Source organism: Halopseudomonas sp. L-58, from assembly GCF_056859475.1.
On the sequence record NZ_JBSXON010000090.1, the window covers coordinates 1 to 6525 of the forward strand.

The following is a 6525-nucleotide window of genomic DNA, read 5'->3' on the forward strand; positions in this document are numbered from 1 at the left end:
AGTCGGGTGGAAATAGGCCAAAATGGCCAGAGTTGAAGGCGATTTGCGGAGCAATGTCGCCAAGAACAGGTTCGCTGCATCAAAAATTCAGTTGATCGACACCGGTAATGCGCAAATCTGAATTGATCAGCGATTCCTTAGGGGTAAAAACCCAGGAACCCAACCCAAACAATATAGCGTTTGGCGGTTCACAGCTTGTTTTCCAGGCTAAGGTGGCTACTGGTATTTTCGACCATCTAGCAAAAAATCTTAAGGCAGTTCAAAGCCAAAGCTGGGACGCGGTCCACAATGGCTTTGTCATGTACACCCTGCACCTGTTGAATTTTGCTACTGGGCACCGACCGGTGACAGATCCCTTTGATGATCTGTCGCATATCGACCTGATCAATAAAAAAATCCTGATTTCAGACAAAGAATCGAGGTTGACCACCAGCTCTGCGCGGGTCCTTGCCCTGCCTGACACGGCAGTGCGGCAAATTAAACTCTATACGCAGCATTTGGAGCGACTGTTCATCCAGATACAGGACCTATCCCCAGCATTTGCGCAGCAGGTTGGAGAAGTGCTCAGTGGCAAGCGTCCTTTGCTCTTCCTGATAGAGAGAGGGGATACAGTGGATGACATCAAAATGATTTCTGTGTCACCAAAACGTGTTCAGCGCTTCTGGGCGGGGCTTTTGGATCTACCACCAAATTGGCATCGGCATTTTTTGCGCACCTTCCTGTCACGCGAAGAAAATGTGTCTGCGGAGTCAACCGACACATGGATGGGGCATGCAAATCCAGGGCAGGAAGGGTTTACCAAGTTTAGTGGAATGAGCATGAAGGCCATGGAAAAGCTTGCGGCTTCGGTAGAGCAGCTGATGGAAAGGCTAAAAATCGTTTCGCTGACCAGCAAAGGTCATCCCCATGAGTAGGTCCGCATATGGTTCGGCAGCGCGGGCCAAGAAAAATCAAAAAAGGAAATCACATAGCCACGCGCATGTTATGAGAGATATGCCTGACATGGTTTCTGCTCACATGCCGGCATTATCTGAGATTCCTGTGGATGCCGAAAAATATAATGAACAAGTTAAGCGCTTTCAGAGCTTTCTCAGGACGCGATATGCAGATATCACAAGCCTACGTTTTGCCTTCATGGCATTGGCCAAACACATCGCAAAGGGGAATGAGGAGGGCTTGTGGCAGCTAGATATACCAGCGACGATCGTAAGCGTACCGAGAACCACGAGTAGTCGTAATCTTAAGCGCTTCAAGGCAGGGATTATCGCAGCAAATCTTTGCCAGAGCTGGCAACAGGTGTTGGCCAGTGAAAAGGGTTCACGAAATGGTCAAGCCGCGCTGGCCGATGTGCTGATTTCCGCAATAGTGTTCGGTGGCTTGGCAAATCCGCGAGCTGTCACCAGCCTGGCTAATGTACTGATCAATGAACCCAAGCCGTTGACGCTTGCCAGAAGTGAGAGCAGCACATGCCTCTGGATCGATCTACTGCTTGAGGGAGGTCAGGATCCGTTGAACCAAAGGGTGTCTGATGAGAGCGGTGCAGGTTGGCAATCGCTTCATCGATTTTACCCAGACAATAGAACTCTTGGGCAACTGCTGAGGTTTCAGGCGTCAGGGAGTAATAAATTCACAGAAACATCTGGCCCGCTCCATCAACTCGATGTTTGGAAGATTATCGAGGGCAGGCTCACCAACGGCGCACATAGGCAAACCCTATCGAGCCTGAATGCCTTTTGCCAAGGCGCGCAATCAGTAACAGAGGCCTTACCTGATGTTGAGCTGCCTCAGGCGTTGTTGGAGTGCGCGGCAGGCCGTGTGGGATCAGTCTCGCTACCTTCAAAGCATCACCAGAACAGGTTTGCTCGGAATCTGGATAGCAAGATCCCTCAGGCATTTTCTCTAAATGATGTGCTGATCAGTCCGGGTAAAAGCGGCGGACAGGACACAAAAAAACACGTCGCGCTGACTCGAAGCGAGTATGCGGGAGACACGATTACACCCGATATCTTCATCAGGCAAATGCATGCTGCTCTGAAGGCAGAGATTTCCGGTTTAAAAAACACACCCGCCCAGGCGATCAGGCGACTGCAGGAGATAAGTCGTCAGAATCTATCCTTGAATGCGGCCATCCTGGTTGACTGGCTGCTCGACAGGCTTGTATCGCGCAAAATAAAGGTTTCTTCAGCATTGCGGTATTTCACCGAAATTGCTCGCCTTTGGTTGTTTCATACAAATGAAGCTGACCTTGATGACATGGATGAGAGTGAGCTGGAGCATGTCTACCGCGAAATGCTGTCGTTCAAGCCGGAAGATAAGATTCAGTCGCAAAACTATCTCCAAGGCCGTCTGCAGGACTTGCACGAGTTTGCATCCCAGTCAGATCGATATGCGTTGCCAGCATTAAGCAGTTTTTTTGAGGGTGTGGGTACCACACAGGCGCAGTCTCAGGTCCGTGCAGGCTATATTCCGGAGCACAATTTTCAGTCCATGCTCCAGAGCATACAAAACCTGACTGGCACCGATCCGGACACCAAGGAAGGTTTTGCGGTTCTGCTGATTTTGGCTTACCGCACAGGAATGCGCCGCGGAGAACTGCTCAAGCTGCGGTTGTCAGACATTGAGAGGTCTGAAGAAAGATGGATATACGTAGTTAATAATCGCTACGGAAGCAACAAAAGCGACTCGGCACGACGAAGGATCCCACTATATTTGTTGCTACTTCCGAGTGAAATGCAGCGTTTTCAGCAATATTTTAAAAAGCGCCTGATTCAGAACGAGAATCACACCAGCACTCTGCTATTTTCAGATCCTCATGCGGTGACAGTTCCGCACAGCGGGAGCTTGGTGTCAGGCCTGATCAAAGCACTCCTGGGCTTTCAGGGACTGGGCGAGCTTTCCTTTCATCACCTTCGGCACAGCACCCTAACCAATCTATTTGTCGTGATGGAGGAGTCCCCGGACCTGATTGTAACGCTGACGGGATACAGCTTGGAGCACGCCAAGAAGATAAGGTCAGATTTGTTCAGTGCAAATCCGATGTGCAGCCGCGACAAATATAGCGCAATTGCTGGCGTTGCCGGACACCTGTCACCTGAAACGACGTTTTTGTACTACATCCACGAGGTAAGCCTGCATGTATGGGAAAGGCTTAGAAAGTATGACCCCGAGCTTGATATAGAGCAGCTTGCTCCTCTTAGTGGACTGTCAGCTCAGACCCTCAATGCCTACTCAAAAGAAAAAGGCAGCAGGGCCAGACTCTCTGATCTGCGGCATGAAATACTGAATCGGCTCTCCCCCATGTGCCTTAGCATCAAGGCAGGTGATGCCTCCGCTGGCGATACCGCCGAGTGGCAACAAGCTCCTTCAAAGTCAAAGCCAACAGTTCTTGATTGCTATTCAGTGCTGCGGGCTCTTGAAGATGGTGATCCTGTCTCGACGCTTTGCATTCGTTACTCAATCGAAGAAAAAAAGATAAATGGTTGGTTAGATTCAGCAACCAAAATACAGGACCTGAAAACAAAATCCGGAAATCGCCGGCATTTTCCAAAAGCAGTGAGCCCGACCGCCATCGGCTTTCCGCTAGCGCCCATCAGGCCTCAAGACAAGGCGACCGCAAAAGAAATCGATGGTGTGATTTCATCGCTACAGGATGCATTTCGGGAGGATAGCGAAGGTGTCAGGTGGTGTATTGATTACTGGAAAAACAATACGAGTCAAACCAAGCCTGGCACCCGGTTCACGCAAACGGAAGACGTAATAAAGTTCGTCAAGTTAATTGAAAAGGTAATACCTAGGTCGCGCTGGGAGCTAAGTATTTTGCATGCGCCCAAGGTTGTCGACGAGGAGTTGAATGTTTGGAGATCATTGGGAATAAGCTACAAAGTGAAGGATGCGAGTCAAGGGAAATCGATTCAAGCCTACTTGCGATTGCGGCATATCAATGAGCAAGTCATCGTTGGTAAGAGAAAGAAAAATATAAAACAGTTTTCCTCCCAGTTGTTGAACTATATTTTCCATATGGTTGCGATCATGATTGATGGGGCCGATTTTGAGAGGCTGGAGGGCACTGTCAAAAAAATAGGCTAATTATATACTTCGTTGGGGGTGGTGTTCTGTGGTGAACTGGGGCTGCATGTTCAGGCGAATTGCTACTTTAAGTAGCGCCTCTCTAATCGGGGATAGCTTCTAAAAAAGGAGCAATATCTACTTTGCAGAAAATTTTGGCAATTCTTTCTTTCGTAGACAATCCCTTCACTAAACGAATGAGTTCAAGCTTAAAACGCCTATCCCAATTCGACATGCGCTCTTCATTAGATGGAATCCTGGTGTCAGAGCTTATAGTGCATTGGCTTTGATATTGAATTGATTTTTCGAGCGAATCGAGCTCGCATTTAGACATTGTTTTTAATTCTCTAAAAAAACCTAGATAGTCAATAACGTCAATTTCATCCCAAAGTTCACTTAAAGCATTAAGAGTCCTTTGGTATCCGTTAGCCCCACCAACCACCAAGTTGTAGCAAAGCGGGTCGCTAACCTCTTTTAATGTAACAAGCTTGGCTTCCTTTTTAAATGCTTCGCTGGCGCTTCCGCAGCGATAAATAATCTCTTTCTTGAAGTTTTCTTTGCCATGCTCATAGATGGCCCTTAAAAGCTCAACCCCACTTCCCATATACCTGAAATCGTCATCAATTTCAACAAGACAAGACCGCTTTCCTATATAGTAACAACCGTTTAAAAGGTTGGTTATCTTGTAAACATAATGATTCATTCCGTCATTAATATCAACATCAAACTCTATCGTTCTTTTATCCCCTTTAACAACTATTCTTCCGCCTACCTCAGCTTCTTTGTCTCCAAACTTCGATCTATATAGCAAGGCGTCAGAGCGATTCATAAAGCCCAGCTGAACGCCTTCATACATAACTTTAACTGCATTAGTGTCAAATTTGTTTTCATTGTCAGGCGAAAGTGTAATCCTGCATTGATCTATACATGCATCGCCTTTAAAGATGCTTTTCCAGTTATCCTTCTGGAAGGATGTGCCTGCGGCGGAAAATTTTTTCATATTCTTTTCACTCCAGTTATTTTTTTGGCAATCGTGCGCCTATATGCCACTAAAACAACAAAACCGAATGCAAATCAACCTGAGCATACGAATCTTTTTAGCCATGACGAGTGCTCGTGCGCATTAATATTCCACCCTAGCTTCAGCCAGGCGGTGGAAAGAACGCTGATTCTCACGCAAAACATCATTTGCTAGCTGCTCAAGTTCACGCGTCAGTTGGTTTAGACCCGACAAGGTCGCATGACCTTCAAAAAATACTTTTCTGTGGCTATCTGGCACCTCAAAACTGCGTTTCCCCCTTAATGAATTTCTTTGCGAACAGAACCAATGCTACAGCGTTAAATAACTGCAAGGGGGATTTTTTAGACAGCTCTTTTATGTATCTCCCGTGCTGAGACCAATGGCGATTTATCATGTCAGTTTCTGTTTCGTTGAAATTGCTTTGGCAGAATGCCATTTCAAGGAAGTAAGAAATTGATGTTAGGGGTAATATTTTTGGGCTTTCACCAAGGAGTTGGATCTTATCTCTTATTCCTTGAGTGTATTTTGTATTTACACGATCTTGGTCATTGGATAGTTCGGTTAGCAACCCTTCCAAGGTTGCAAATAGAGCAGGGACGCAAATCTGATAGTGACCATTTTCGTACGAGATAAAGCACTCTTCCAGCAAGGTTCTAAGGTATTCTGGTATGCTTGAATAGTATTGTCGGATAGGAGCCTTGACCGTGTTCTCAAAGTCCGAATTAAAGTAATCAGTAAAAAATTTATCTATTTCATTCTCGCCTGAGTTTAATTTAGACATTATTTCTATATAGCTTTTAATTGGATATTCGGGTGGAAATACCCATCCCAACTTCGCCCCATCTTGTAGAGTTTTGTCGCATGTCGTATAAGACATTTTCAACATTTTCTTGGTCTTCGTATCTTTATGGATAACATCTAAGCATTTGAACGGCGTGTACAGCATGCCGCTCAAATGTCTCTTGGACTAAGCCGCCACACTGATGTAGCAGCATCTATTGGGTTTTGTATTCAAAACGAAGGATGATGCCGGCCTGAAGGTGGCCGTTGGTCACTTGAAAAGTCTGTGATTGCTCGTTGGCGATGTCCATGTCGGTGCTCTTGGATCCCTTGATGTAACAAACCTAGCGCGATTTCTTGGGCTTTACCAGCGTAAAGCGTAAAGCCTGCATGCACGTGCCTCGCGCATGCAGGAAAAAGCATGTCTAGTTCAGTCCGCTGCAGCACATGCACAATTAAAAAGCGAATGGCACGGACTGCCTGACGGCAACTTGAGGTCAATACCAGCCATTTGGTAACGGCGTCTGTCAATGTAGTTGGAACATGAGTCATGCTGCTTCTAGTTCACTATGCACATGGATAACGGTCGTTTCCTTCTCTGGATTCAGCCAAACGCTGCCTACGGGTTGCCAGTTTCGAGTATTGCCCGACCAGCGTGC

4 protein-coding genes are annotated in these 6525 nt (G+C 46.7%); 2 read left to right on the forward strand and 2 right to left on the reverse strand.

Going from position 1 to position 6525, the window contains the following annotated elements; translation table 11 throughout:
- Positions 1-107: 107 nt before the first annotated feature.
- A complete protein-coding gene (locus AC13EY_RS19020; protein WP_482875845.1) occupies positions 108-914 on the forward strand; it encodes a hypothetical protein in 807 nt (268 codons plus the stop codon).
- The gene (locus AC13EY_RS19025) at positions 907-4086 is read left to right on the forward strand and encodes a tyrosine-type recombinase/integrase (protein ID WP_482875847.1); all 3180 of its coding nucleotides are present in this window, start codon (positions 907-909) and stop codon (positions 4084-4086) included. Before AC13EY_RS19020 ends, AC13EY_RS19025 begins: the two co-directional genes overlap by 8 nt.
- 82 nt (positions 4087-4168) lie before the next feature.
- Here AC13EY_RS19025 and AC13EY_RS19030 read toward each other — a convergent pair whose 3' ends face one another.
- Positions 4169-5065: a GIY-YIG nuclease family protein gene (locus AC13EY_RS19030; RefSeq protein ID WP_417764816.1), complete on the reverse strand. Its 897-nt coding sequence runs from the start codon at positions 5063-5065 to the stop codon at positions 4169-4171.
- Positions 5066-5345: 280 nt separating this feature from the next.
- Positions 5346-6041, reverse strand: coding sequence for a hypothetical protein (locus AC13EY_RS19035; RefSeq protein ID WP_417764815.1), 696 nt, complete (start codon positions 6039-6041; stop codon positions 5346-5348).
- Positions 6042-6525 lie beyond the last annotated feature (484 nt).